We start from the raw sequence: 23,646 nt of genomic DNA, 5'->3' as shown, positions 1-23,646 counted from the left end.
AGACCACCACAGAGCCCTCCAACAGCTGATCAGACAAGATCAACTTGCGGCGGCTTGACACAGGGCAACTCACGCGGCCACCTTCTCCCTGGTGTCGACCTGCTTGGCGGCGTACGCCGTGGCGGCCTCACGTACCCACGCGCCCTCGGCGTGAGCGGCCCGGCGGTGCGCCATCCGCTCCCGGTTGCACGGCCCGTCGCCGGAGATCACCTGCATCAGCTCGTCGTAGTCCGGCTGGCTGTAGTCGTACGCCCGCCGCTCCTCGTTCCAGCGCAGGTCGTCGTCGGGGATGCGCAGCCCGAGGATCTCCGCCTGCCCGACGCACATGTCGACGAAGCGCTGGCGCAGGTCGTCGTTCGAGAAGCGCTTGATCTTCCAGGCCATCGACTGGGTGGAGTGGGTGGAGTCGCCGTCCGGCGGACCGAACATGGCCAGCGACGGGTACCACCAGCGGTCGACCGCATCCTGGGCCATGGCCTTCTGCGCCGGTGTGCCGTGCGCGAGGGTGTGCAGGATCTCGTAGCCCTGGCGCTGGTGGAACGACTCCTCCTTGCAGACCCGGATCATCGCCCGGGCGTACGGCCCGTACGAGCACCGGCACAGCGGCACCTGGTTGACGATCGCCGCGCCGTCCACCAGCCAGCCGATCGCGCCCACGTCGGCCCAGGTCAAGGTGGGGTAGTTGAAGATCGAGCTGTACTTCTGCTTGCCGTCCAGCAGCAGCTGGACCAGCTTATGGCGGCTGATGCCGAGGGTCTCGGCGGCGGCGTAGAGGTAGAGGCCGTGGCCCGCCTCGTCCTGCACCTTGGCCAGCAGGATGGCCTTGCGCTTGAGCGAGGGGGCCCGGCTGATCCAGTTGCCCTCGGGCTGCATGCCGATGATCTCGGAGTGGGCGTGCTGGGCGATCTGTCGGATCAGCGTCCGGCGGTACGCCTCGGGCATCCAGTCGCGCGGTTCGATCTTCTGCTCCGCGTCGACCACCTCGGTGAAGTAGGCCGCCAGGTCCTCGTCCGATGCCGGGCCGCCGCGGCGCTCACGAGCGGCGGCGGCCCGCAGCTCGGCCTCGGCCGCCTCGACCTCACCGAGCAGGCCCGCGCCGGGCGCGTCGTCCGGTGCGTCGCCAGGGGCGGAGAAGTCGTTGCCATACATGAGGACAAGTGTTACAGCTTGCACCCTGATGCACTAGGGGGTGTAACAAGAAACCCGAACGACGTTCCGTCACCGATGGGTGGATCGTCGCTACACATCGCGACCGCCGCCTCTATGACATAGCTCACGAAAATAGGCCTAAAATCCCCCAAAAGACGCGTACTGCCGGGATTTTCTCCCGATTTCGCACGTTGCCCTGGTGTCGAACTCTGGCGCCCAACCCGTCCGGACGTAGACTTTTGCCGGTCACCCGATCGGCTGCCCCCACGCCGGCTCCACAGAGGCCACCGCCCCGGCCTCGGCGCGCGCACCGGTCGCCCCGGACAACGAAGCCGGTCCCCCCGGCCCTGACATCTGGAGCTCACCAACTCATGCGATCTCGCGTGACCATGGTGTTCGCCGTCGTGGCGGTAATACTCGGTGGCGTCCTACTGGTCCCCCGGCTCTCCACCGACGAGAGCGGCGGTGGCGCTGGCGCTGGCGGCGCCGTCAATGTCGCCGCGTCCGCGCCCGCGTCCGCGCCGGCCCCGCCGCCACCCCCCACGCTGGCCGCAGGCCGTGTTTCGGTGGCCTTCAAGGGCGATTTTTTCTCGTGGTCACTGCTGGATCGGCGGAGCGGCAAGATCTCCGGATCGTCGAACATGACCTCGACCAGCTCCACCGAATCGATGATCAAAGCGTGGATCGTCTCCGACTACCTGCGCCAGATCGGGGACAGGGAGCCGCCACCCGCGCTGCAGGAGTCGGCCCGGCTCGCCATCATCGACAGCAACGACGGCACGGCCGACAAGGTCCATGCCGCCGCGGGTGGGTCCTACAAGCCGTCGAAGAGCAGCATCCCCGACCCGGTGATCCAGCGGGCGATCAGGATCTGCGGCCTGACCGACACCAAGCGCGGCAACGTCGAGCCCTACACCGGCTACTGGAGCTACACACGGATGTCCCCGCGCGACGCCGCGCGGGTTGGCGACTGCATCGCCGACGGCAAGGCCGCCGGCCCGAAATGGACCAAGTGGGTGCTGGAACAGATGAGCCAGGTCCGCGGCACCACCGCCAAGAAGGACCAGAAGCCAGATTACGGCGGTGGCCGCTGGGGGATCATCGACGGCCTGCCCAAGTCGATCACCGCTCAGGGCCCGGTCAGCATCAAGAACGGCTGGACACCGATCAACAGCGACGGAAAATGGCACGTCAACTGCCTCGCGGTCAACGGCAAATGGAGTCTCGCGGTGATGCTGCGCTACCCGATCAAGCAAGGGCTGGACTACGGCGCGCAGGTCTGCGCCAGCGTGGCCGCCCAACTGGTCACCCCGCAGCCGGGCGCTGCCCTGAAGGTGCCGCAGCAGCCGGTCGGGAAGCTCTGATGGCCGGCAACCGGCGGGCCGACCGCAACGGCAGGGGCGAGACCTCGCCGCTGCGCCTGATCGCCGTCGCGGTCATCCTCATCGGGCTGGTGCTGGTGTCGCTACGCCTGCTGCCCGGGTCGCCGTTCGAGTCGGCCGCCGCCGCCAAGTGGGGTGACTCCGAGGCGACGACCGGCGACCGGTCCACCGGCGCGGCCACCGACCGCAGCGCCCGTCATCCGGCACCGCCCAGCCCCAGCCCTTCGCTGGCGCCGCTGCCGTTCCAGGCCAAGGACCTCGACCTCGACATCGAGGGCTGGTACTCCTGGAGCGTCCTCGACCGCCGGACCGGAAAGATCATCGGTTCGAAGAACATGGGCGAGACCAACACCACCGCCTCGTTGATCAAGTCCTGGATCGTCGCCGACTACCTGCGTCGCGCCGCCGAGGCCGGCCAGACACCGAGCGACGCGAAGCTCGCCGACGCGACCCTCATCATCCGGGACAGCGACAACACCCGGGCCCAGCAGTTCTACAACTCGGTCGGCCGGGACGCCTCGATCCGGCGTCTGATCTCCACGTGCAAGCTGACCGACAGCAGCGTCGCCCCCGACAAGGGTTGGTCCCGCACCGCGCTCTCCCCCCGCGACACCGCACGGCTGGGCAACTGCATCGCCACCGGCACCGCCGCTGGGCCGAAGTGGACCAAGTGGCTGCTCAACGAGATGAAGCTGGTCCGGGGCGCCGGCGACTTCGGTATCCGCAAGGCGTTCCCGGCCGCGCAGCAGAAGCAGATCGCCATCAAGAACGGGTGGATCGACCGGACCGAGGAGCAGGAGATGCACATCAACTGCCTGGCCATCGGCGACACCTGGACGATGGGCGTGATGGTCAGGTACCCGATCGACCTGGGCTACGACTACGGCATGAAGAACTGCCAGAAGATCACCGAGGCCCTGCTCCGGCCCGGCACCTGACCCGGCTGTCCTTCGACGTCAGCACGCTGCTCTGCCCCTCAGGGCCCAGCGGCGTCCTCCGCGAGGCCAGCCGCGTCCACTGAGCCCCGGCAGCGTCCTCCGAGGCCAGCGGCGGGTCAGCCGGCGAAGAACTCGGGCCCGCCGTCCGGTAGCGCCGGGACCTCGCCGAACGCGGCGACCCGCCGGGCGAACTCCCGCAGCCCGGCGACCTGCCGCTCACCGAGCGAAAAGTCCAGGATCCGGAAGTACGTCGCCAGCGTCGCGGCGTCGAACGCCTCCCAGCGCGCCGCCGCCTCGGCGACCTGATCCAGCTCGGAGAGACAGAGGTCGCGCGAGCGTAGGAACGCCTCGTGCACCTCCTTGACCAGGCCCGGGTGTGCGGCAGCGAAGTCTCGGCGAACGGCCCAGACGGCGAAGACCATCGGCAGCCCGCTCCATTCCCGCCACGCCTGTCCGAGGTCGGTCACGGTGAGGCCCCGCAATGGCGCCTCGTGGTAGGCCCGCAGCGCCACGTCCCCGATCAACACCCCGGCGTCGGCCTCCAGCAACATCTGGGTCAGGTCCGGAGGGCAGCGGAAGTACTCGGGCCGCACGCCGTACCGCTCGGCGAGCAGCAACTGCGCCAGCATCACCCCGGTCCGCGACGTCGAGCCGAGTGCCACCCGGGCGCCGTCCAGCTCGGCGAGAGGTCGGGTGGAGACCATGTTGACCGAGAGCACCGGCCCGTCGCTGCCCACCGCCAGGTCCGGCAGGAGGAGCAGCTCGTCGGTGTGCTTGAGGTACTCCATCAACGTGATGGGACCGATGTCGAGGTCGCCGGCCACCAGCGCCGCGCTCAGCCGATCCGGCGAGTCCTTGTGCAGGTCCACGTCGAGCAGGCTGCCCGAGCGCATCAGACCCCAGTAGATCGGCAGGCAGTTCAGGAACTGGATGTGCCCGACCCGCGGGCGTGCGACGCGCTCAACCATGACCCGACCGTATCCCCGGCCTCCGGATACGGCCCGGCGGGCCGGCTCCGAGTGGCCAACCCCGCATCCGCCCCACCCGCTCGCCGGCACTCCGCTGGTCGGATCTCCCGCAACGGAAAGTGTCGTACACGTGTTCTATTCTCTATCCATGTTGAGGGCGTTGGCGCAGGCGGGTGGCGGCGTCGACGACTGCGCCGATGCCGCGTTGTGGGCCCTTTCCGACGACGAACTGCTCGCATCGTTGGACGCGACGCACGCGCTGGCGCAGCGTCTGGCGACCGTTCAGCTCGCCCTCGTTCGCGAGCTCGACGGTCGTGGTCTCGCCGTCGCTCAGGGAGCATCGTCCACCGCCGTCTGGTTGCGGGATCGGCTTCGGCTGTCCGGGCGATCGGCCCGCCAGTTGGTCGAGCTCGCCGCCACCATCGACGCGGCGCCGCCGACGGTCCGCGCCGCCCTGCTCGACGGCAACCTCACCGTGGAGCAGGGCCGGGTGGTAGCGGAGACGATCGCGGCCCTTCCCGCCGAGGCCGGTCCGGAAGCGACGGACAAGGCCACCGAACTGCTGGTCACCTGGGCCGACCGGTTCGACCCGACCATTCTTCGTCGCCTCGGCGAACGCGTCCTCGCGCACGTCGCGCCCGACCTCGCCGACCGAGCGGAGCTGGCCGCCCTCAACCGGGCCGCCCAGCGGGCCGAGGCCCGCCGGCACGTCACGCTCTCCGAGCCGAATGACGGTCAGGTACGCCTCACCGGAAACCTCGACACCGAGACCGCGAGCCTGCTGCGCGAGGCCATCGATCCGCTCTGCGCCCCAACCGGCGAGCACGACGACCGCAGTCCCGGCCAGCGCAGAGCCGACGCACTGGGTGAGATCTGTCGGCTGACACTGCGCACCGGCCACCTGCCCCACAACGGTGGAGACCGCCCACAACTGGTCGTCACCATGTCGCTCGACGCGCTGGTCAACGGTGTAGGCGCGGGCACCCTGGAGACCGGGGCACGTCTCACGCCGGGCGCGGTCCGCCGCCTCGCCTGCGACGCCGCCGTGCTCCCGGCAGTCTTGAACGGCAACAGCCAGATCCTGGACATCGGGCGTCAGCGACGGCTCTTCACCGGCCCCCTGCGGCGCGCGTTGGTGCTACGCGACGGCGGCTGCGCCTTCCCCGGCTGCGACCGGCCAACCCGATGGTGCGACGGCCACCATGTGCGCCACTGGGCTGATGGAGGCACGACGACCCTGGGCAACGCGGTCCTGCTCTGCGGGCACCACCACCGAGTCCTGCACCAGGGCGACTGGATCGTCCGCATCGCGTCGGACGGCCAGCCCGAATTCCTCCCGCCCGCCTGGCTGGACCCCGCGCGCACCCCACGGCGCAACCTCTATCACCGGCGCTGCTGAGCACAAGCAGTTCGTCCCGCCACCCGTCACCGAGGCGACGCAAAACCCGCGTCGCAGACCCGCTCAGCGCCCACAGCAGCTACCGCACCCAAGATCGCTGCTCCGTGCCCCGCGCGCGCTACCGACGCCAGGGCTCCGCCCGGCGGTCCCCCCATGAGCAGCGCCCAGGTACGCAGCGGCACCAGCGGTGTGGCAGCCGCATGGCTCAGAGGCATGACTGCCAGCCGCGCGGCTAGCCCACTCGTGCTGAAGGACGCGCCGACTCGTCCGAGTGGTTGCTTCGGTAATTCGGTGGAAGGGGTGACCGGAAAGGCGTAAGGTTGCAGCCCGCTTGACGGCCGAGGTGAGCTGCACCGGAACGGACGTCGCCGCGCCGGGAGGTCGGCCATCCGACCCCGGAAACGCGAGCGAGCAGCAGATGTGAACGATGGGACGTCAGCATGCCCGCACCTGACCTCGACACCCAGCGCGGTACGGATGATCTCGACACGGATCTCACCGCCGAACGAGCCCACCTCGCCACCTCGCGCGCGGCCCTGCGCCGGATGCGGGAGCGGGCCGAAGCCCTCTTCTCCACCGGTGACCAGGTCGCCGGCGACCCCTACGCGGCGGAGATGCTCGGCCGTACCCTGTCCCGCCGGGTCGCCGAGCTGGCCGACGATCCCACCACTCCACTGTTCTTCGGCCGCCTCGAATTCGGCGGCACCCCGCACGACGAGGAACCCGCCAGCAGGCACACGACCAGCGGCAGCGGCAGCGGCAGCGGCAGCAGCAGCAGCAGCAGCAGCAGCAGCAGCGATCATGACGGGCGGCGGTATCACGTCGGGCGGCGGCACGTCACTGACGAGCTCGGTGAGCCGCTGGTGCTGGACTGGCGGGCACCGGTCTCCCGCTCGTTCTACCGGGCCAGTGCGCGCGACCCGCAGGGGGTCGCGGTGCGGCGGCGGTTCGGGTTCAGCAACGGGGTGTTGACCAGTTTCGAGGATGAGCGGCTGGACCGGGGCGAGGAGCTTGGCACGGCCAGTCGGATCCTCACGGCCGAGATCGAGCGACCGCGCGTCGGGCCGATGCGCGACATCGTCGCGACCATCCAGCCGGAGCAGGACGAGCTGGTCCGGGCCGACCTGGCGGACTCGATCTGCGTGCAGGGGGCGCCGGGCACGGGCAAGACGGCGGTCGGCCTGCACCGCGCCGCGTACCTGCTCTACCTGCACCGGGAGCGCCTGCGCCGGGCGGGTGTGCTGATCGTGGGCCCGAACAGGGCATTCCTGTCGTACATCGCGGCGGTGCTGCCGGCCCTCGGCGAGGTCGAGGTGGAGCAGGCCACCGTGGAGGAGCTGATTTCGCGGGCGCCGGTCCGGGCGGTGGAGTCGCCGGCTGCCGCCGTGCTGAAGCACGACGCGCGGATGGCGACGGTGCTCCACCGGGCGGTGCAGTCCCGGATCGGTACGCCGACCGACTCGATCACCGTCTCCGACGGCTCGTTCCGGTGGCGGATCGGGCTGGAGCCCCTGCACCGGATCGTCGAGGAGACCCGACGTGAGGGACTGCCGTACGGCACCGGCCGGGAGCGGGTCAGGGCACGGGTGGTGAGTCTGCTGCAACGGCAGGCCGAGGCACGGCGGGCCGAGTCGCCCGGCGACGCGTGGCTGCGCCGGATGGGACGGTGCCGGCCGGTGGTGGACTTCCTGGACGCGGTCTGGCCAGCGCTCACCCCGGAGGGGCTGGTGCACGGCCTGCTCTCCGACCCGGCCCGGCTGGCCGCCGCCGCGGACGGGCTGCTCAGCGACGCCGAGCAGGAGCTGCTGGTTTGGGCGAAGCCGGCCCGTACCCCGAAGGTCACCCGCTGGACCGCCGCCGACGCAGTGCTCGTCGACGAGGCGGCGGGGCTGTTGGAGCGGCCCTCCGGGTTCGGGCACGTCGTGGTGGACGAGGCGCAGGACCTGTCCCCCATGCAGTGTCGGGCCATCGCCCGCCGCAGTGAGCACGGCTCGGTCACGTTGCTCGGTGACCTCGCGCAGGGCACCGCGCCGTGGGCGGCGACCGACTGGCGGGAGTCCCTGACGCACCTGGGCAAGCCGGACGCCGTGGTGGTTCCGCTGACCGTCGGTTTCCGGGTGCCCGCCGCGGTGGTCGCGTTCGCCAACCTGCTGCTGCCGGCGCTCGCGGTGGACGTACCCCCGGCAGAGTCGCTGCGGCACGACGGCGGTCTGGATGTGCGTACCGTGGCCGATCTGACCACCGCGACGGTGGCCGAGGTGCGCGCGGCGCTCGCGCACGACGGCTCGGTCGGCGTGATCGCCGCGGACGACGCGGTCGACGGGCTGCGCGCGGCGCTGGCCGCCGCCGGCGTCGCCACCGCGACCGCCGACGACGTCACGGCCGCCCAGCGGGTCACGGTGGTGCCCGCGACGCTGGTCAAGGGCCTGGAGTACGACCATGTGGTGGTGGTCGAGCCGGCCGCGATCGTCGCGGCCGAGCCGCGCGGGCTGCACCGGCTGTACGTGGTGCTCACCCGCGCGGTGTCCCGGTTGTCGGTGCTGCACAGTGCACCGCTGCCCGCGCCGCTGCCGACCGTGCCACAGGCCACACCGCTGGCGACAGTGCCGCTGTAGGTCGCCTGTCGCAGATGCCCGGGCGTCGGACGCGTCCTGGGGCACGGTCGACGTCTGTCGCACCTGCCCCGGCGTCGGACGCGTCCCGGGGGACGGTCGGCGCGACCTTCGCCACCGCGTCGATGATCACCTTCTCGGTGCTGAGCGCCAACATCTTCCAGTACGGCGTCGGCGTCGCCGAGGACCGCGACCAGCCGTGGAACCCGTACACCCGGACTCTGCCGGCCGGACCCGCGCCCCGGTTCGCGGGCCGCGTGCTGGCCGGCCTCGCGCTGACGTACCTGTCGCTGATCCCGGTCGTGGTGATCGGCGCGACGCTGACTCCAGCCCGGGTCACGCCGATGGCGTTCCTGCTGACCGCCGTCACCGTGGCCGTCATCTCGGTGCCGTTCACGCTGATGGGCCTCGCCATCGGCTACTCGCTGCCCAGCAAGGCGGCGATCGTGGTGGCGCAGGTCGTCTTCCTGCCGCTCGCGTTCGGCGGCGGGCTGCGCTCCGGGCGACGCGCCCGGGTTCATCGAGACGATCGCGCCGTTCCTGCCGACCCGGGGCGCGGCCGAACTGATGTGGTCGGCGGTCGGCGACTACCGGGTCGAACCGCTGGCGATGATCATGCTCGCCGTCTGGATCGTGCTCCTCGCCTCGCTCGCCGCCTGGGCGTACCGGCGGGACGAGGGTCGCCGGTTCAGCTGACGATTCGTCCGTTTCCGCCCCGTGCCACAGCGAGACGGTGCCAGGATTCCCGCAGGGGGCCCGCCAGGTGGCCGCCGGCCGAGAGGGGTCTTGACGTGAGCACCGTCCCGCCAGGCACGCCGTGCTGGGCCGACCTGGCCACCCCGGACCTGACCGACGCGCGGCGCTTCTACCCCGAACTGTTCGGCTGGACCGGACGGGTGACACCGGAGCCCGAGGCGGGTGGCTACACCGTCTTCCTGCTGGACGGCCGCCCGGTGGCCGGTGTCGGCCCGCCCGCCATCGAAGACCAGGTGCCGATCTGGTCCACGTACATCGCGACCGACGACGCGAAACTGGCCGCCGGACGGGTCGAGCGGGCCGGCGGGCAGGTCGTCGTACCCCCGTTCGAGGTCTTCGACCGGGGCTGGATGGCCGTGTTCGCCGATCCGGCGGGCGCGACGTTCAGCGTCTGGCAACCGCTGGCGATGCCCGGCGCCGAGGTGTTCAACACACCCGGGGCGATGAGCTGGAACGAGCTGGTCACCCCCGATCCGGAGGGCGCGAAGGTCTTCTACGAGCTGGTGTTCGGCTGGCAGCCGGACGAACAGCCGGTCGGCGGCATGACATACACCGGGTGGCGGCTCGGCGCGCGGATCGTCGCCGGGATGATGCCGCCGCTCGCCGACGACTTCCCGGCCGACCTGCCGGCGTACTGGACGGTGTACTTCGCGGTGACCGACGCGGACGCCGCCGCCGCCCGCGCCTCCGAACTGGGCGGGACGATCCTGGTGCCACCCCGCGACATCCCGACCGGCCGGTTCGCCGCCCTCCGCGACCCCCAGGGCGCCCTCTTCTCGGTCATCGACCTGGGCCCCTGACCCGACAGCCCATGCCGCGCCCGAGTTACGGGCCAGGGCGGACGGGGACCACCAGGGGGCCGTTGGTGCCGGGGACGACGCGGACGCTCGCCCGGTAGTGGGTGGCGAGGAGACGTTCGGTCAGCACCTCGTGCGGTGTCCCGGCCGCCACCACCCGACCGTCGGCGAGCATGACCATCCGGTCGGCGTACTCGCCGGCGAGGGAGAGGTCGTGCATGGTGGCGAGCACCGTCAGGCCATGGGCTCGGCGCAACTGGTCGACCAGCTCCAGGACCTCCTGCTGGTGGCCGATGTCCAGCGCGCTGGTCGGCTCGTCGAGCAGCAGCAGCGTCGCGCCCTGTGCGAGCGCCCGGGCGAGGAAGACCCGCTGTCGCTCACCCCCGGACAGGGTGGCCAGCTCGCGGCGGTGGAAGCCGGTGAGGTCCAGGCGGTCCAGCACGTCGTGGACGGCGGCCACGTCGGCGGCCGACTCACGACCGAGCGGCGGGATGTACGGGGTCCGGCCGAGCAGCACGTAGTCCAGGACCGACATGCCGGGCGGCACGACCGGGGACTGCGTCACCGTCGCCACCACCCGGGCGCGTTCGCGGCGGCGGAGCGCGGTGCTCGGCGTACCGAACAGGGAGATGGCGTCCGGCGCGGGCAGCAGGCCGCCGACGGCGCGCAGCAGGGTCGACTTGCCGGCGCCGTTCGGGCCGATCACGGTGACCCACTCGCCGACGGCGACGGTGAGGTCGACGCCGGTGAGGATCGGCGTGCCGTCGAGGTCGACATGCAACCCGCGCACCTCGACGGCGGGTGTCCCGGGCGGCGGGCTCACGTGAGCACCCGTCGGGCGGTCCGCAGCACGAGGACGAAGAACGGGCCGCCGAGCAGGGCGGTGACCACGCCGATGGGCACCTCGGCCGGGGCGGCGGCGGTACGGGCGACCACGTCGGTCAGGGCCAGAAAAGCGCCGCCGAACAGCAGCGACAGCGGCAGGATCACCCGGTAGCTCGACCCGGCGAGCAGCCGGACGGTGTGCGGCACGATGATGCCGACGAAGCCGATGAGACCGGTCGCCGAGACCGCCGCAGCGGTGCCCAGCGACGCGGCGGCGATCAGCAGGTAGCGGGAGCGCTGCGGGTGCAGCCCGAGGCTCTTCGCCTCGTCGTCGCCGACCGCGAGGACGTCCAGCTCGCGGCGGTGCAGCAGCACCACCACGGTGGTGAGGGCCGCGTACGGCAGCACCAGCAGCACGTCGTGCCAGCCGGCGGTGGCCAGCCGGCCGAGCAGCCAGGAGTAGACGGGCTGGATGCTGTCCGAGTGCCGTTGCAGCAGGTAGGTCTGCCCGGCGGAGAGGAAGGCGGAGACCGCCACCCCGGCCAGGATCAGCATCGCTGGTGACCGGCCCCGACCGCCGGCCGCCCCGAGCAGGTACGTCATTGTCACGGCGAGCAGCGAGCCGACGAACGCGGCCAGCGGGATGGTCAACGGCAACCCGGAGATCGCGCCCTGCCGACCGACGCCGCCGAGGGCGATCACCGCGGTGACCGCGAGGCCCGCGCCGGCGGCGACGCCGAGCAGGTACGGGTCGGCCAGCGGATTGCGGAAGACGCCCTGGTAGCAACCACCGGCGAGAGCGAGCAGCCCGCCGACGAGCAGGCCCAGCACGACCCGGGGCAGCCGCAGTTCGGTGACGATGGCGATTTCCCGCTCGGACAGTCCATTGTCGAGGTGCACCCCGGGGATCAGGTTGAGCAGCTCGGCGGCGACGCTGCCCGGTGGCAGGCTGACCGGTCCGAGCGACACCCCGGCGACGAGCGCGACGAGCACCGCGACAACACCGGCGACGAGCCAGCGCTTACGCAGCCCGGCGGGCCGGGATGCCGCCGAGGGCAGCTCACCGGGCTGGCGCGGGGCCGGACCGCCGGGCCGGCGCGCGGCCGCGGGCAGCCCGGCCGGCCGGGACGAGGATCTCGTCCCGGCCGGCGGGGTGTCGGGTGTCGGGGTGGCCACCGGAGCCGGTCCGGTCACCGACGGACGTCGGTCACGCGGGCACCTTGGCGACCGCGTCGATGATGACTCGAAGCAGGTCCACGACCCGCGGGCCCCAGCGGGAGGCGATGTCGTCGTCCAGCGCGACGACCTGGTTGTTCTTCACGGCGGTGAGCCCGGACCAACCGCTGCGGGCCCTGACCGAGTCGGCGTTCTGCTGGCAGCACTTGGAGTCGGCCAGGAAGACGAAGTCCGGGTTGGCCTTGACGATGACCTCCTGCGAGAGCTGCGGGTAGCCGCCGTTCTTGCCGTCGGCGTCGGCCGGGTCGGCGATGTTCGTCAGGCCGACGAGGCCGTAGATCGAGCCGATGAAGGTCTTGCTGGTCGCGCTGTACAGCTCCGGGCCCAACTCGTGGTAGTAGGTGAGCTTCTCGGTGCGCTGCGGGAGATCCTTGACCAGTTTGGCGATGTCGTCCTTCATCCGCTTGGCGACGTCGGCGGCCTGGTCGGCGTGCCCGGTCAGGCTGCCCAGGTCGGTGATCTGCCGGTACGAGTCGTCAAGCGTGCTGGCCGCCGGCGTCAGGTACACCGGGATCTTCAGCTTGCCGAGCTGGTCGACGATCTTGTTGGTGTCGTTGGAGAGCACCACCAGGTCGGGGTTCTTACCGGCGATCGCCTCGGCGTTCGGCTGGAAGCCGGACAGGTCGCTCTTGGGCGCGTCGGCCGGGAAGTTGGACTGGTCGTCGACCGCGCTCACCTGCGGGCCCGCGCCGATCGCGAAGAGCATCTCGGTGGCGGTGGGCGACAGCGACACGATCTTCTCGGGACGCTTGTCCAGGGTGAGCGCGCCGACCGTCACCGGGTAGCTGGCGGCCGCGGTGCCGGCGGCCGGCTTGTCGTCGGTCTTCTCGGCGCAGGCGCCGAGGGCGAGCGCGGCGACCGCGAGGGTCGCGGCGAAGAGCCGAGGGGTACGTCTGAACATGGGGCCTCCTGTCGGTCGAGGAGTGTGGTGCTTCGCCGACAGGACTCGTACGCCCGCCCACGAGGCGCCCTTCCTCGAGAGCGCGTGTCGCGACCCCTCCGCAGGCGACCTGGCTCGTCCCCGCCGTCGGGCGGGGCATCACAGTTGCGGGACAGCGCCGGTTTCACACCGGCTTCGCTGCGGAGTGGTCGATAAGACGGTAGCGCACCGCCGGGACGTGCCATAGCGATCAACGACCGGTCAGCGCCGGTCGATCGACAAAGCGTGACGTGCAGGGCATTTGCCCCGGATCAGGAGGCTCGGGAGCGGGTGGTGGGGCCCCGCAGGGGCGGTACGGGGCCCCACCACCCGATCAGGAGGCCGGGATGGTGACGTTGTCCACAGCCGCCTCCACCAGTCTCGAAGGTGTCCGACCAGACCGTGGTGCCACCACCGCCGCCGCAGTACTGCGACTGCTTACCGATGGCCCGGTACGGGCAGTCCGCGTACTCGCTGAGCATGAGAACGGCCTCACGGTTGCGGGCGGTCTGGGCGGGCCCTCGTACGACGAACCGATGCTGATCTTGCCGGCGATCGCCGGGTGGTCGGCGACCACCTGGTTCACGACGGCGGCCAGTTCCACGTAGTCGTGGTAGTTGGAGCCGGCGGGCGGGAACGCCAGCGTGCCCACCTCGCCGGCGCCGTGCTCGGCGTTGGGCGGCGGGGCGAGCGACTCCAGCCGAAAGCCGAGCTTGCCGATGGCGGCGGCCTCGCCGGCGGTGGCCGAGATGTGCAGGAGCCGTGTTCGGAGTAGTCGATGTCGGCCCCGGTGCGGGCCACCGCGTTGCGGTCGGCGAGGGTCCGGGGCCCGAGCACCCGGTAGCCGGTGGCGGCCGACTCGGCGGCCATCCCAGGTCGACCATCGCTGCGGCAATGATTTTCTATCGCTGAACATCTGGCGAAACTTCCCTCCAAGCGGAAAACTGACCAGCGACGATGCCCCCACTCGACACCGCGGAGCACCCATGGCCCCCTCCCGCCTGCACGCGGCCGCCCTCGCCGGCGTCAGCGCGCTCACCCTGCTCGCCACCACGGCCCCCGCCGCGGCGGCCCGGCCGTCCGCCCCCGCCCACGACGAGCAGATCACCTTCCAGGACTGGTCCGGGCCCGCCGACTGGCACCACGGCCGCCAGGCCGGCACCCGCGTCGTGCCCGGCCCACGCGCCGGCGTCACCCTGGCCCGCCCGACCGGCACCACCGAGTACGCCGACCCGCACACCGGCGTCACCCGCGCCTGGGAGTACGGCACCTGGACCTCACCCGTGACCCGGATCGGGTTCGACGCCACCGAGCTGATCGCCTCCTGGAACGCGGAGACCCCCGCCGGCACCTGGATCCAGGTGGAGATGCAGGGCGGCTACACCAACGGCGACCAGACCCCCTGGTACGTCCTGGGCCGCTGGGCCTCCGGCGACACCGACATCAGGCGGACCAGCGTCAACAAGCAGGGTGACCCCTGGTCGACGATCTGGACCGACACATTCAGCATCGACGACGCCGACGCCGGGGTGCTGCTGCGGTCGTACCAGCTACGACTGACCCTCTACCGGGCCCCCGGGCAGACCGCCGCCCCGGTGGTGCGGATGCTCGGCGCGATGAGTTCCACCGTGCCGGACCGGTTCACCGTGCAGCCCAGCGCCGGGCACATCGCCTGGGGCGTCGAACTGCCGGTGCCGCGCTACTCGCAGAACGTCCACAAGGGGCACTACCCCGAGTACGACGGCGGCGGTGAGGCCTGGTGCTCGCCCACCTCCACCGAGATGGTCGTCGAGTACTGGGGACGCAAGCCGTCGGCCGCGGACACCTCCTGGGTGGACCCGACCTACCCCGACCCGACCGTCAACCACGCCGCCCGGATGACCTTCGACTACGCGTACGACGGCGCGGGCAACTGGCCGTTCAACACCGCGTACGCGGCCAGCTTCCCCGGCCTGGAGGGGCGCGTTACCCGGCTGCACTCACTGGACGAACTGGAACGCTTCATCGCCGCCGGCATCCCCGTGGTGACCAGCCAGTCGTTCCTGTCCAGCGAGCTGGACGGAGCGAACTACGGCACCTTCGGACACCTCTTCGTGGTGGTCGGCTTCACCGCCGACGGCGACGTGATCGTCAACGACCCCGCCTCGTCCAGCAACGACGTCGTACGCAACGTCTACAAGCGCGCGCAGTTCGAGCGGATCTGGCTGCGTACCAAACGCACCAACGCCAGCGGCGGAGTGTCCGGCGGCTCCGGCGGCATCGCCTACCTGATCAAGCCGACGACGAAGCCCTGGCCCAAGGTCCCCGGCTCCACCAACTGGTAGGCCGCCCACCCGGTTGAGCCGAACGCCGTTGATCATGAAGTTATTGCCCGACCACCCGGCGTGTCGAGGCAATAACCTCATGATCAACGCTCGTTCTCCGGGGGCCTTACCGCTGGTCGACCGCCTCGGTGAACGCTTCGTTCTCGGCCCGTCGGGCGCGGCGACGGCGGACCGTCCAGACGATGAAGATCACCCAGGCGACCCCGGCCACCACACCGGCGAGGGTGAGCCCGGTGACGAGCAGCCAGGTGGAACCCCCGGCGGTGGAGAAGACGCCCTTGCGCGCGCCCGTGTCGCGCGCCGGGGCCGTCTCTCCCGTCGACAGGGTGTCCGGGGCGTCGTAGAGGATCACGTCCGTCCGCTTGGCGCCGTCGTCGGCCGCGAAGTCGCCGTGCCAGGTGCAGTTTCGGCGGGAGCACTCCTCGGAGACGGCCGTGAAGGTGCCCGTCGTGCCGCCGCCGCCCTTGGCCTGCCACGCCGGTCGAGATCACCAACGCCCAGCATCAACCCGATGCCGGCGATGACGGGCAGGCCGAGCCAGACGAACACCTTGGCCCGCCAGTCGTTGATCTTGTTGAAAATTTCCACGGCCGGAGACCCTAGCGGCAGGAAGCCGGTCCCGCTGCCCCGTTTCGACAGGTCTCGGGCAGTGCGCGTCCGCGGGCCTTACGGCTGCCGCCGCTCACCCTCACCGGACTGCTTGTCCTCGCCGGACTGCTCACCCTCGCCGGACTGCTTGTCCTCACCGGACTGCTCACCCTCGCCGGACTGCTTGTCCTCGCCGGACTGCTGGTCCTCACCGGCCAGGGCTGCGCGGAGGCGTTCCTTCTCCGCCTTACGCCGTTCCGTGGCCTCGGCCATCTCCTGGGCCATCTCGTCACGCCACCCACGCAGCAGGAAGAAGGAGAGCGCGGCGGAGAACGCCAGCGCCAGGATCAGCTTCAGGAAGACGTCCACGTCGACCAGCCAGAGCGCCGCCAGTACGGCGACGAACAGCCCGATCCGGCCCAGCGTGTACTTCAGCGCCGCGCTCACGTCTGCTCTCCGTTCTCCGCGCCCGTGGGCGGGTCATTCAGCCGGTCCGGCGGGCCAGCCAGCGGACGCCGGGGAACCAGATCGTCGCGTACGCCACCGTGAACGCCGTCGCCGCCAACGCGCCGGACAGCAGCGGCGGCAACCCGGCGCCCAGGCCGGCGACCAGCAGCCCCACGAGCACCCCGACAGCCGCCGCGACGAGCGCCGCCACCACCCGGGCCGCACCGAACTCCCAGGCCCGGAAGTCGTCCCAGAACAGCCAGGCCGGCAGGATCACCGCCAGCCAACCGTTGGTGTGCCCGAAGTCGCCGGCGCCGAACGAGGAGAACGCCCACTCGAACAGCACGAGCGCCAGCACGCCGATGACCAGGCCCGCCAGGCACACCCCGAGCAGGTCGCCCAGCGTACGGACGCGCCCCTCGGCGTCCCGCCGGGGAAAGCCGCCCTGCTGCTCGGCACCACGTTGCTCGGTCATCGACTGCGAGGGTACGTGGTGCCTCAGGCCCAGACCTGCTGCGGCTCGGCGCGGCGCTCGGCCAACGACGGCGCCTTGTCGTACTCCCGGACGACGTTGTAGCGGGTGTCCCGCTCGACCGGCTGGAAACCGGCGTCCCAGATCAGGTGCAGTAGGTCATCCCGGTGCATCGTGTTCGGGGTGCCGTACGAGTCGGCGTCGTGGGTGATCTTGTATTCGACCACCGAGCCGTCCAGGTCGTCCACGCCGAAGTTCAGCGAGAGCTGGGCCACCGAGAGGCCGTGCATCACCCAGAAGTTCTTCAGGTGCGGCACGTTGTCGAAGAGCAGCCGGGACACCGCGAACGTCTTCAGCGACTCGGCCGGCGAGGCCATCGTGGTCCGCGCCTGGATCCGGTTACGGATCTTGCCGTCCGCCGAGTCCACGAAGTCGTGCTGGTAGCGCAGCGGGATGAAGACCGCGAAACCGCCGGTCTCGTCCTGCAACTCCCGCAGGCGTAGCACGTGGTCGACGCGGTGCCGGGGCTCCTCGATGTGGCCGTACAGCATGGTCGCCGGGGTCTTCATGCCCTTGCTGTGCGCCAGGGCGTGGATGCGCGACCAGTCCTCCCAGTGGCAGTCGTGGTCGACGATGTGCTGCCGGACCTCCCAGTCGAAGATCTCCGCGCCGCCACCGGTCAGCGACTCCAGGCCGGCGTCCATCAGCTCGTCGAGGATCTCGTCGGCGCTCAGGCCGCTGATCTTCTCGAACCACTGCACCTCGGTCGCGGTGAAGCACTTGAGCTTGACGTTCGGCAGGGCGGCCTTCAGCTCGCGCAGCACCTTCGGGTAGTAACGCCAGGGCAGCGTCGGATGCAGACCGTTGACGATGTGCAGCTCGGTGAGCTGCTCATCCTCCATCTCCTTGGCCTTGCGGACCGCCTCGTCGATGCGCATCGTGTACGCGTCCTTCTCGCCCGGCTTGCGCTGGAACGAGCAGTACGCACAGGACGCCGAGCAGACGTTCGTCAGGTTGAGGTGCCGGTTGACGTTGAACATCACCCGCTCACCGTTCAGCTCGGTGCGCTTGTGGTGCGCCAGCCGCCCCAACCAGGTCAGGTCGTCGCTGTCGTAGAGGGCGATGCCGTCCTCCCGGGTCAGCCGCTCACCGGCGTACACCTTCGCTTCGAGCTCACGCTTGAGTCCGGCGTCCATGGCACGTCCCTTCCACCTGCGGTCCCTCCCGAGGGTACGTCGACCCTCCGGTTGCCCCGGCGGCACGGTCGGCGACAGCGACCCACTTCACCGGACGCTCAGCCTCCCGTAACCCGCCGATGCATCGACATCACTGCTGCCGTGCGGTAAGACAAGGTGGGGCGGAACTCACACACTGGTACCGTCCCGACGGTCGCGCCCACCGAGCGCGGCGACGAGCACCGGACGGGGAGCGGAATGGTCGACAGCGGGCGCGGGCGACGGCAGCGACGACGGAGCCCGGTGATCTCGCCGGTGCTGCACCCGAAGCTCTGGGCCGCCCTGCTCGGCGCAATCGCCGCTGCGGTACTGGCCACTCCCGCGTACGCCGACCCGGCCGTGCCCGCGACGGTGCCGGACACCGGCGCACGCCCGCCGGCGATCGGCGCCCCGCAGGTGCCCGGCAGCCCGCCCGTCGCCGGCCTCCCGACACCGCCGGCGGTCAACCTCGGCAGCGGCCCGCTGGCCGCCCAGATCGCCGCCGCCGAGAGCCAGGTCGGCCTGCTCGGCGACCAACTGCTGCTGATCCGTCAGAAACGGACCGACGCGCAGGCGCAGCTCGTCGCGGCCGGCAAGGTGCTGGCGACCACGCAGGACGCCCTCCTCCGTGCCCAGCAGGCAGCCGACGCCGCCGCCTCGGACGCGGTCAAGGCCGCCGCCGCCCTGCCTCCGGGTGACTTCGTCGACGACATCCAGGGGTTGAGCCGGCTCCAGCGGATCAACCGAGGCGAGAAGGTCGAGGGCGCCAGCACCGCCGTGACCGGCGAGCTGGCTCGGGCCCGCGCCACCGAGCAGTCCGCCTACCAGGCACACGCGGCGGCCAAGGCCGCTGTCGACGCCGCCGAGGCGGAGTTCACCACCGGCGAGAAGGCGCTGCAGACCGCCGAGGCCAGCCTGCTCAAGCTCCGCAAGGACAATGCCACCCAGCTGATCGCGCTCGAACGTCAGCAGGAGGCCGCCGAGCAGCAGTTCGGATCGGGCTACGTCGCCGGCCAGAGCAGCAACGGGATGTCCGCGCACCCGCGGGCGCTGGCCGCCGTCCGGTACGCGCTCGCCCAACTCGGTGACCCCTACAAGTGGTCCGAGGAGGGTCCGGACCGGTTCGACTGTTCGGGCCTGATGTGGGCCGCGTACCGGTCCCCGGGCGCCGACTACTTCGACCTACCCCGGGTCTCCCGCGACCAGTACGCCGCCACCCGGGCCCGCACCGTGCGACCCACCGAGGCGCTCCCCGGCGACCTGCTGTTCTTCGCCTCCGGCAGCAGCTGGACCACGATCCACCACGTCGCCATGTACATCGGCAACGGCAAGATGGTGCAGGCGCCTACCACCGGTGACGTGGTCAAGATCTCGGTGGTCGGCTGGTCCCGGCTCTACGCCGTGACCCGGGTGATCGGCGCGGTGCCCACCCCGAACGTGCCCCTTCCGCCCGCGTCGCCCCCCGCCACCACCAAGCCGACGCCGCCCGCGAAGCCGACGCCCACCCCCAAGCCGAGCCCCACCGGCAAGCCGACCACGAAGCCGACGCCGCCGCCGACGGGCACGGGTACGCCGACGCCCACCGGCACGCCGAAGCCGACCGGCGGCGCCACGCCGACTCCGACGGGCAGCCCGACCAGCACGCCGACGACGCTGCCGACGCCGCCGACCACGGCACCGGCCAGCGCGTCGGCGTCTGCGGCGACCACGCCGTCCACCAGCCGGAACGGGACGACCAGCGACAGTCCGAGCGCGGGACGCTGATCCCCCACCCGGGCTCCGGCTGTCCGCCTGGGACGATCTGTGGCACGGTGACAACCAGGCACACCCGGTCCGATGTCACGGACCGGGTGCGAGCGTGGCGCGGAGGGCGGAGATGGCCGAGCAGAAAGATCCGGCGGAGGGTGTCGACCTCGACGTCGACCGGGCCGACCCGCCGAGGCTGACGACCTCGAATTCGGAGACCGACGCCGATACCGGCCCGGCGGCCGGCGCCCCCGGCGCTACACAATTCGGCACGGACACCGCGCCACCCGACGCCGCCGCGCCGGACACCGCGCCCACCGACACCGCGCTGCACACCGCCCCCACCAACGCCGCGCCGGACGATGCCGCCCTCGCGCTGGACGAGGCCGCCTCCACGCCGGACGAGCCCGCCTCCACGCCGACAGCCGATGCCACCGCGCTGCACACGCACGCCGACGGTGCCGAACTCGACAGGAACGCTGCCGCCCGGGACGACAACCCCGCCGTACTGGACGGGGACGTCGGCGCTGCGGCCGCCGCGCCGGATGGAAAGGCCACGGGTACCCACGACGCCGCTGGCGACTCCACCATCATGCACGGCCGCGGGGCGGACGCCGCGCAGCCGGAGGACGCCGTCGCTGACTCGACCGCGGCCCCGGTGCGGGCGCGGGCCAGCGTCGTGACAGCCCGGGCACGCCCCGATGGTCTTCCAGCGAGCGCTCCGGCCACCGCGACCACCTACCGCGCGACCGGCTCGGCCAGCACGCTGCCCGCACAGCGGGACGGCTCGACCGCCACAGCACCGGCCGACGCCTCGACCGCCGCGGCGCGCGCCACCGCCTCGGTGCCGGCCACCGCCACCGCTCCGGCCACCGCCACAGCTCCGGCCACCGCCACCACTCCGGCCACCGCCACCACTCCGACCAGCGCCACCGCTCCGACCAGCGCCACCGCTCCGGCCAGCGCCACCGCTCCGGCCTGCGCCACCGCTCCGGCCTCGACCAGCGCCACGGCCTCGGCGCGAGCCAGTGCCACGGTGCCCGGCAGCAGCCGGGTCGCGGCCGGCGACGAGGCCACGCCGGAGTCCCGGGCGAGCACGTCGGCCGTCTACCGGGCGGGACCGGTGAGTCCCGAACCGCCCGATCCGGCACAGCCTCCGGAGCCGGCGCAACCACCCGCGCCGCCGACCCCGGAACCGACGCCGCCCGGGCCGGGCGAGCCGGAGCCCGCGCCGAGCCCGGGGCCGTACCCGCCCGGTCCGGCGCCGACGCCGGGCCCCTTCCCCACGCCGCCACCGGACCCGGTGCCACCCGTTCCCGGGCCGCCCGTGCCACCACCGTCGCCGCTGCCGCCCTTCCCCGGTCCCCCGACGCCGCCCGTCCCCGGGCCGCCGATGCCGCCGCCCGGCCCGCCGGTGCCCGCGCCACCGCCGCCGCCCGGCCCGATGCCGGCACCACCGTTCCCGCCGCCTCCGGCGACGATCGGCACGCCGGGCGTACGGGCCACCGCGTCGGTCTCCGCGCCGCCGGCCAACTCCGCCGGATGGACCGCCACGCCGCCGATGCGGGCCGACTCCCACGGGTACGCCCGCGGCACGTCGTCCGCCCCGCAGGGACGGACCGCCACGCCGGTCTCGGCACCGCCGGCTGGTTGGCCGTCCGCGACGGACGCGGCACAGCGAACCACCGGCGCGTCCTCCTCTGCCCCGACCGCCACACAGCGGACGTCGGATGTCGCACCGCCGGGGCCGGGCAGCGCCTGGACCGGAACGCCGGTGTCCGCCCCTCCGGTGGTGCCCGCGCCCGCGCTGCCGAGCTGGCCCCCGTCCACCACCACCCCACTGACCGGCGGTGCGGACCAGCGGACGACCACACCACCCGGCGGTCCCGAACGACGGAACACGGTGCCCGGCACCCGTGCTGGTGGCACCAATCTGGCGGGCACCGTCTATGCCGGCGGCGACGGGCCGGGTTTCACCACGATCGCTCTGCCGGCCAACGCGGCGATGGAGAATTCCGGCTCGCTGACCGGGCACATCCTCGCCCAGGGCTGGGCGGACACCCCGGCCGAAAGATCCCGGAACACCCGCGTGGTGATCGTCCTGATCGCCGCGTTGGGGCTTCTGATCGGGATCGGCGTGCTGGTCGTCCTACTCGCCAACAATGCCCTGGACGGTCTGATGGGCAGCGTGCTCAACGGCTGATCCGTCGACCGGGTGCGATGGTGAGTCCGCCCACTACGGTCGGTCAACCGACTGGCGGCTGCGCCGAACCGCCGTACACTGGTCGAGATCACTGACCTGGCGCGCCCGGTGCGCGCCCATGGGCGATCTTGCGGGCGATCCGGCGGCACAGCCGCGGCAGGCCATCGCGAAGATGCGCCCCGCTCGAAAGGCATTTGTTGACCACCTCTGCTGACCACAGCACCGTTCCGTCCGTTTCCGATTCCGCTCCGGCGGCGATCGACGGCCCCCAGACGTCCGACGTCGTCCCGGCCGAGACCGCCGAGTCGATCGGCTTCGCCGATCTGGGCCTGCCCGAGCCGCTGGTTCGCGCGTTGGCCCGACAGGGCATCGCCACCCCCTTCCCGATCCAGCAGGCAACCGTTCCGGACGCCCTCGCCGGCCGGGACGTGCTCGGCCGTGGGCAGACCGGGTCGGGTAAGACCCTCGCCTTCGGCCTCCCCCTGCTGGCCCGGGTCGCTGCCGGGCGTCCGGCGCGTCCCCTGCGACCGCGCGCCCTGGTCCTCGTACCGACCCGCGAGCTGGCCATGCAGGTCAACGACGCGCTCCTGCCGTTGGGCAAGTCGCTCAACGTGTTCCTGAAGACCGCCGTCGGTGGCGTCCCGTACGACCGTCAGATCGACGCGCTCCGGCGCGGCGTGGAGATCATCGTGGCGACCCCGGGCCGGCTCGGCGACCTGATCGAGCGCGGCGTCTGCCAGCTCGACGACGTCGAGGTGACGGTGCTCGACGAGGCCGACCAGATGGCCGACATGGGCTTCCTGCCCGAGGTGACCGAGCTGCTGGCGAAGACGCCGGCCGGCAGTCAGCGGCTGCTCTTCTCCGCCACTCTCGACGGCGACGTCGACACGCTGGTCAAGCGCTTCATGAACGACCCGGTGACCCACTCCACCGCGCCGTCGACCGCGTCGGTGTCCACTATGGACCACCACATGCTGCTGATCCCGCCGCACGACAAGTTCCCGGTGGCCGCCTCGATCGCGGCTCGGGACGGGCGGACCATGGTCTTCGCGCGTACCCAGATGGGCGTCGACCGGCTGGTCGAGCAACTGGCCGCGGTCGGCGTACGGGCCGGCGGGCTGCACGGCGGCAAGACCCAGCGGATGCGGACCAAGACCCTGGCCGAGTTCCGCGAGGGTCGGATGAACGTCCTGGTCGCCACGGATGTGGCGGCCCGGGGCATCCACGTCGACGGCGTCACCCTGGTGCTGCACGTCGACCCGCCGAAGGACCCGAAGGACTACCTGCACCGTGCTGGTCGCACGGCCCGGGCGGGCGAGTCCGGCGCGGTCGCCACGCTGGTGCTGCCCAAGCAGCGCCGCACCACCCTCGCGATGATGGAGAAAGCCGGCGTGGCACCGGCCGAGACCCGCGTCCGGGTCGGCGACCCGGTGCTGGCGGAGCTGATCGGCGCCCGCGAGCCCAGCGGCGTCCCGGTTCGCGTCGAGGCGGAGCCCCGCGGCTTCGGTGACCGCTCCGGCGGCGGGCGACGGTTCGACGACCGCTCCGGCGGCCCGCGCCGGTTCGGTGACCGCCCGACCGGCGAGCGCCGCTACGGCGACCGGCCGCAGGGTGAGCGTAGGTACAGCGACCGGCCCACCGGCGAGCGGCGCTACGGCGACCGCCCGCACG

The 23,646-nt window shown here is 71.9% G+C and carries 18 protein-coding genes, 1 pseudogene and 1 riboswitch; of the genes and pseudogenes, 9 read left to right on the top strand and 10 right to left on the bottom strand.

Annotation, left to right across the window (positions count from 1 at the left end; translation table 11 throughout):
* Window positions 1–69: 69 nt before the first annotated feature.
* The gene (gene paaA / locus ACLQ24_RS00935; protein WP_425888477.1) at window positions 70–1,149 is read right to left on the bottom strand and encodes a 1,2-phenylacetyl-CoA epoxidase subunit PaaA; all 1,080 of its coding nucleotides are present in this window, start codon (window positions 1,147–1,149) and stop codon (window positions 70–72) included.
* A gap of 371 nt (window positions 1,150–1,520) precedes the next feature.
* Here paaA and ACLQ24_RS00930 point away from each other — a divergent pair, with 371 nt between their 5' ends.
* Both ACLQ24_RS00930 and ACLQ24_RS00925 read left to right on the top strand, forming a co-directional pair.
* Entirely contained in the window at window positions 1,521–2,513 is a 993-nt protein-coding gene (locus tag ACLQ24_RS00930) for a hypothetical protein (RefSeq protein ID WP_425888476.1), read from the top strand.
* A complete protein-coding gene (locus tag ACLQ24_RS00925) occupies window positions 2,513–3,469 on the top strand; it encodes a hypothetical protein (protein WP_425888475.1) in 957 nt (318 codons plus the stop codon). The genes ACLQ24_RS00930 and ACLQ24_RS00925 overlap by 1 nt, the downstream gene beginning before the upstream one ends.
* 116 nt (window positions 3,470–3,585) lie before the next feature.
* Here ACLQ24_RS00925 and ACLQ24_RS00920 read toward each other — a convergent pair whose 3' ends face one another.
* Window positions 3,586–4,437, bottom strand: coding sequence for a menaquinone biosynthetic enzyme MqnA/MqnD family protein (locus ACLQ24_RS00920; protein WP_425888474.1), 852 nt, complete (start codon window positions 4,435–4,437; stop codon window positions 3,586–3,588).
* Window positions 4,438–4,585: 148 nt separating this feature from the next.
* Here ACLQ24_RS00920 and ACLQ24_RS00915 point away from each other — a divergent pair, with 148 nt between their 5' ends.
* The 3 genes from ACLQ24_RS00915 to ACLQ24_RS00905 all read left to right on the top strand — a co-directional run bounded on the left by ACLQ24_RS00915 (window position 4,586) and on the right by ACLQ24_RS00905 (window position 10,004).
* A complete protein-coding gene (locus tag ACLQ24_RS00915; protein ID WP_425888473.1) occupies window positions 4,586–5,836 on the top strand; it encodes a DUF222 domain-containing protein in 1,251 nt (416 codons plus the stop codon).
* Between the two features lie 440 nt (window positions 5,837–6,276).
* Window positions 6,277–8,451, top strand: coding sequence for a HelD family protein (locus tag ACLQ24_RS00910; protein WP_425888472.1), 2,175 nt, complete (start codon window positions 6,277–6,279; stop codon window positions 8,449–8,451).
* 788 nt (window positions 8,452–9,239) lie between these two features.
* A complete protein-coding gene (locus tag ACLQ24_RS00905; protein WP_425888486.1) occupies window positions 9,240–10,004 on the top strand; it encodes a VOC family protein in 765 nt (254 codons plus the stop codon).
* Between the two features lie 25 nt (window positions 10,005–10,029).
* Here the strand turns inward: ACLQ24_RS00905 and ACLQ24_RS00900 are convergent, their stop codons facing one another.
* The 4 genes and pseudogenes from ACLQ24_RS00900 to ACLQ24_RS00885 form a co-directional block, all read right to left on the bottom strand.
* Window positions 10,030–10,824, bottom strand: coding sequence for an ABC transporter ATP-binding protein (locus ACLQ24_RS00900; protein ID WP_425888471.1), 795 nt, complete (start codon window positions 10,822–10,824; stop codon window positions 10,030–10,032).
* Window positions 10,821–11,885: a FecCD family ABC transporter permease gene (locus ACLQ24_RS00895; RefSeq protein WP_425888485.1), complete on the bottom strand. Its 1,065-nt coding sequence runs from the start codon at window positions 11,883–11,885 to the stop codon at window positions 10,821–10,823. Before ACLQ24_RS00895 ends, ACLQ24_RS00900 begins: the two co-directional genes overlap by 4 nt.
* A 148-nt stretch (window positions 11,886–12,033) precedes the next feature.
* Complete coding sequence (locus tag ACLQ24_RS00890) at window positions 12,034–12,963, bottom strand: ABC transporter substrate-binding protein (RefSeq protein WP_425888470.1); 930 nt, start codon at window positions 12,961–12,963, stop codon at window positions 12,034–12,036.
* A gap of 108 nt (window positions 12,964–13,071) precedes the next feature.
* Window positions 13,072–13,136: riboswitch (cobalamin riboswitch) on the bottom strand.
* A gap of 362 nt (window positions 13,137–13,498) precedes the next feature.
* Window positions 13,499–13,857, bottom strand: a pseudogene (locus ACLQ24_RS00885) (zinc carboxypeptidase); the annotation flags it as partial.
* A 110-nt stretch (window positions 13,858–13,967) separates the two neighbouring features.
* On the opposite strand from ACLQ24_RS00885, the gene ACLQ24_RS00880 reads away from it, so the two are divergent.
* A complete protein-coding gene (locus ACLQ24_RS00880; protein ID WP_425888469.1) occupies window positions 13,968–15,305 on the top strand; it encodes a C39 family peptidase in 1,338 nt (445 codons plus the stop codon).
* A gap of 106 nt (window positions 15,306–15,411) precedes the next feature.
* On the opposite strand, the gene ACLQ24_RS00875 is transcribed toward ACLQ24_RS00880, so the two are convergent.
* The 4 genes from ACLQ24_RS00875 to mqnE all read right to left on the bottom strand — a co-directional run bounded on the left by ACLQ24_RS00875 (window position 15,412) and on the right by mqnE (window position 18,008).
* Window positions 15,412–15,657, bottom strand: a complete 246-nt coding sequence (locus ACLQ24_RS00875; protein WP_425888468.1) for a hypothetical protein — start codon at window positions 15,655–15,657, stop codon at window positions 15,412–15,414.
* 314 nt (window positions 15,658–15,971) lie between these two features.
* Window positions 15,972–16,340, bottom strand: a complete 369-nt coding sequence (locus ACLQ24_RS00870; protein WP_425888467.1) for a DUF4229 domain-containing protein — start codon at window positions 16,338–16,340, stop codon at window positions 15,972–15,974.
* Window positions 16,341–16,377: 37 nt separating this feature from the next.
* Window positions 16,378–16,815: a hypothetical protein gene (locus ACLQ24_RS00865; RefSeq protein ID WP_425888466.1), complete on the bottom strand. Its 438-nt coding sequence runs from the start codon at window positions 16,813–16,815 to the stop codon at window positions 16,378–16,380.
* A 23-nt stretch (window positions 16,816–16,838) separates the two neighbouring features.
* Window positions 16,839–18,008 carry an aminofutalosine synthase MqnE gene (gene mqnE, locus ACLQ24_RS00860; protein WP_425888465.1) on the bottom strand — a complete coding sequence of 390 codons (1,170 nt, stop codon included), beginning with the start codon at window positions 18,006–18,008 and terminating at the stop codon, window positions 16,839–16,841.
* 237 nt (window positions 18,009–18,245) lie between these two features.
* Here mqnE and ACLQ24_RS00855 point away from each other — a divergent pair, with 237 nt between their 5' ends.
* The 3 genes from ACLQ24_RS00855 to ACLQ24_RS00845 all read left to right on the top strand — a co-directional run.
* Window positions 18,246–19,790, top strand: coding sequence for a C40 family peptidase (locus ACLQ24_RS00855; RefSeq protein WP_425888464.1), 1,545 nt, complete (start codon window positions 18,246–18,248; stop codon window positions 19,788–19,790).
* A 112-nt stretch (window positions 19,791–19,902) separates the two neighbouring features.
* Window positions 19,903–21,975, top strand: a complete 2,073-nt coding sequence (locus tag ACLQ24_RS00850; RefSeq protein WP_425888463.1) for a hypothetical protein — start codon at window positions 19,903–19,905, stop codon at window positions 21,973–21,975.
* 308 nt (window positions 21,976–22,283) lie between these two features.
* On the top strand, window positions 22,284–23,646 hold a 1,363-nt coding region (locus ACLQ24_RS00845; protein WP_425888484.1), incomplete at its 3' end, for a DEAD/DEAH box helicase.

The organism is Micromonospora sp. DT4 (assembly GCF_049841675.1).
Lineage (GTDB): Bacteria > Actinomycetota > Actinomycetes > Mycobacteriales > Micromonosporaceae > Micromonospora.
The sequence above is the reverse complement of the archived record's forward strand: the minus strand, read 5'-3'. Positions and strand labels throughout refer to the sequence as shown.

Bases quoted from the DNA above. Each gene is read 5' to 3' on its own strand.
- ACLQ24_RS00930 (WP_425888476.1), top strand. From the start codon at position 1,521: ATGCGATCTCGCGTGACCATGGTGTTCGCCGTCGTGGCGGTAATACTC.
- ACLQ24_RS00890 (WP_425888470.1), bottom strand. From the start codon at position 12,963: ATGTTCAGACGTACCCCTCGGCTCTTCGCCGCGACCCTCGCGGTCGCC.
- ACLQ24_RS00915 (WP_425888473.1), top strand. From the start codon at position 4,586: ATGTTGAGGGCGTTGGCGCAGGCGGGTGGCGGCGTCGACGACTGCGCC.
- ACLQ24_RS00920 (WP_425888474.1), bottom strand. From the start codon at position 4,437: ATGGTTGAGCGCGTCGCACGCCCGCGGGTCGGGCACATCCAGTTCCTG.
- ACLQ24_RS00850 (WP_425888463.1), top strand. From the start codon at position 19,903: ATGGCCGAGCAGAAAGATCCGGCGGAGGGTGTCGACCTCGACGTCGAC.
- paaA (WP_425888477.1), bottom strand. From the start codon at position 1,149: ATGTATGGCAACGACTTCTCCGCCCCTGGCGACGCACCGGACGACGCG.
- mqnE (WP_425888465.1), bottom strand. From the start codon at position 18,008: ATGGACGCCGGACTCAAGCGTGAGCTCGAAGCGAAGGTGTACGCCGGT.
- ACLQ24_RS00910 (WP_425888472.1), top strand. From the start codon at position 6,277: ATGCCCGCACCTGACCTCGACACCCAGCGCGGTACGGATGATCTCGAC.
- ACLQ24_RS00855 (WP_425888464.1), top strand. From the start codon at position 18,246: ATGGTCGACAGCGGGCGCGGGCGACGGCAGCGACGACGGAGCCCGGTG.
- ACLQ24_RS00865 (WP_425888466.1), bottom strand. From the start codon at position 16,815: ATGACCGAGCAACGTGGTGCCGAGCAGCAGGGCGGCTTTCCCCGGCGG.
- ACLQ24_RS00925 (WP_425888475.1), top strand. From the start codon at position 2,513: ATGGCCGGCAACCGGCGGGCCGACCGCAACGGCAGGGGCGAGACCTCG.
- ACLQ24_RS00880 (WP_425888469.1), top strand. From the start codon at position 13,968: ATGGCCCCCTCCCGCCTGCACGCGGCCGCCCTCGCCGGCGTCAGCGCG.